Annotated in this window: 2 protein-coding genes; both read right to left on the bottom strand. The window is 43.1% G+C overall.

The window, feature by feature from the left end:
* Positions 1 to 294: 294 nt before the first annotated feature.
* Positions 295 to 828 carry a hypothetical protein gene (locus tag SANK73390_RS20975; protein ID WP_462768264.1) on the bottom strand — a complete coding sequence of 178 codons (534 nt, stop codon included), beginning with the start codon at positions 826 to 828 and terminating at the stop codon, positions 295 to 297.
* A 138-nt stretch (positions 829 to 966) separates the two neighbouring features.
* The coding region (locus tag SANK73390_RS20980; protein ID WP_462768265.1) for a hypothetical protein at positions 967 to 2,851 on the bottom strand (1,885 nt) is incomplete at its 5' end.

Consider the following 2,851-nt stretch of genomic DNA (forward strand, 5'->3'; position numbering starts at 1 on the left):
TAAAAGTGGGTGTACTAGTTTATTTTCGTGAATGAAAAACAACACAAATAAAAATGGGTGTCATGTTTATTTTTAGGAAACTCTCTTTTCATAAATAAATAGGAAAAATAGTAATAAAATGTGAATATTTTCATAGTAGTTGTTTTGTTTATCTCGTCGGGTATGGAATATGTTGGGCAACTTTAAAGTTGTCACCCAACATAGATTACCCCAAAGGCATCGGCTAACTATAACAGCTAGCCGAATTTGGTTGGGTGTCACTTTTAATTTTATGCCTGTCCTTTTTATTTCTGATTATTTCTGATTGTGCAACCTCTTTGATCTTTTCGCTAAAAAACAATACATAAGATCTATCCAATAATAAGAGGAAAAAAACCATGATAGCCCAGTAGCTATCATGCCTATAGCTACATAAAGAAGAAATTCATCAAACGAAGAACCAGCTATACTCCCTCCTATGGCCGCAACTCCTCCAGATACATAGGTGGTTAATTTCACGTGATGCCCTTTAGAGCATTCTTTAGAAAAACTTAATATTTTATTCTCTAGGCTGCATTTCCAAGTGCCTTTTATAAAACGTTTTACTTTAATTGCTTCATCAAAACGGGAATGAACACTTGAAAATCTATTGTAAAATGAAACACATGGGATCAACACTAATGGGCTTAACATCATCCCCATAGCTGCCAAAGTCATTCGTTCATTCAAAAGAAAAACAAGAATACATAAAGCCAAAACTGTTGTAGAAAAGCTTAAAAGTCCCCTCCAGGCTAAATATAAAACATTTCCAATATTTTTACTGAAACCAAAGTAAATCCCTCCTAGCACATGAATAATCAAAGCAATAAAAAAAATATTAAAGCTAACTTTTGTTCAGATGAGGTTATATTCTCATGCACTAACGCTATTAAAGATAAGTAGTTAATAGACGGCAAAAAAATTGCCGTCTCAAATTCCGCTTTGAAGTTATTCAAATCTAGCCTCTCTTAATTGGTACTCATTGTATATTCCATTTTCAATTGCTATCGAAACACCCCAACCAACAAGTAAACCAACACCGGTCCCTACGATCGTTCCAACTATTGGCACAAAGGAGCCAGCTGTTGCCCCAGCAGCTACAAAACCAGCTGTTGTTGCTGCACCTGCAGCCGCCCCAGCGTAACCACCAATTACACCAGCAGCAGCACCTTTAGCACTATCCAAGGTCGCATTAACGACAAAGTTTTGACTAGTTAGACTCTTACCATCCATTGAATACTCAAAGGCTCGACCAACAGGTGCTAGTAATGCGCCTGTAACTCCACCAAATTTAGCTGAACTATCTAGGGCTCCAGAAATTCTTGCTAACTTCACTCCTTGAGAAGGGGAAGCATTAATGTTTACTGCTGGGCCTAATGCTGGAATTGTTGGTGTTGGGTTAGGGTTAATCATCCTTAACTGCCCAACCCCCGTAGTAGGATGCCAACCAGTAAATAAATGCTTATTACTACCATGTGCTTTTAAAGAACCTGCCATTGCAGTAAATGCTGCAGGATTTAAATCGCTATATAAACCAGCTGCTGTTCCTGGAATTGATTGTCTACCCGCTAGTTCAGATAAGGAAGGATTCTCTTTTTCCCAACTACTCCAAGAATTGTTCATTTCATCAACAAACAAATGAACAGAATGAGTAACTTCTTTTCCATGCCCCCACATAGCTTTATTACCAGCCAATGCTGCATCCAAATCAAAATTAACACGTCCCGGCATAGCCATTCTGGCTGCATATCCTTGTTCATAAGCATATTCACCTCGCACTACCCCTTTCGCAAAAGCGGCATCCGCACTTGCTTGAATGCCCGCGATCTGGTTTCGATGCCTACTTTCTAATGCACTTGCTTGTGATGACAATGAAGCACTCAACCCATTCGCGCTATCAACCACACCGTGCTGCCTCGAAGCCCGTCCTGCCTCATCTGCCGCAAACTGTGCATCTGCATTGGCTTGTTGAGACGCTTGCAACATACCTAATGTACTTTGTGTTGTTGCATTGATGCTTGTTCGCGCATCAGCCAAGGTTTGATTTAGGTTTTTCGCTGCTTGTTGGTTCACTTTAGCTTGAGCGTGAGCACTGAGCTTTTGGCCTGTCTCACTGATATATTTCTGGCGTGCTGCTGATTCAACATGATGATTAACAATCGAGTTACCAATCGCATTGCCAAGCGCATCTACCGCAACATTTCCAAAGTTCCAACTCGCTTCATTACCAAAGAGCTTATCCGCACCATAACGGATACCCGACTGAATAATACCATTGATTGGATTCAGTGTCCCCTTGCCTATCGCACCATAATCCCCCGGTGCAATCGCTGACGTAAGAGCCGAAGCTGCCACATCACCCCATCTAAAGCTAGCTTTATTGCCCACGAGCTTATTTGCAGCTACCGAACTAACTGCTGAAGTAGCCCCCATTGCCGCCTTACCGTAGGATGATAGTTTTGTACCTTCCATGGCCCAGCTTGAAGCTTGGGTTAGCCTCAAAGCACTGCCCATGCCTGCCGTAGCGCCCGCGGTTAAGCCTGACGCAAATGCATTTTTCAGCGAGAAGCTATCCACTGCCCCCATGGCTTTTCCAGTAAGTTGACTTGCAACACTGCCTGCAAAACCGCCAATGGCAGCCGCGGCAACTCCGGCGGCGCCTAAACTGCCACCGAGGGCTGCAGTTCCTGCTGCCATTATGCCCATAGAACTGGATGCAGCACCCATAGCAACAGCCGCAGCTCCTGCCGTTGCTATAGTCGCCACCACTGCAACCGCTATCATTACAATAGACGCCACCGCATTACACCCTGCCTGAGGCGGTGGTGGCACG

It is taken from the genome of Pseudoalteromonas sp. SANK 73390, assembly GCF_054966645.1.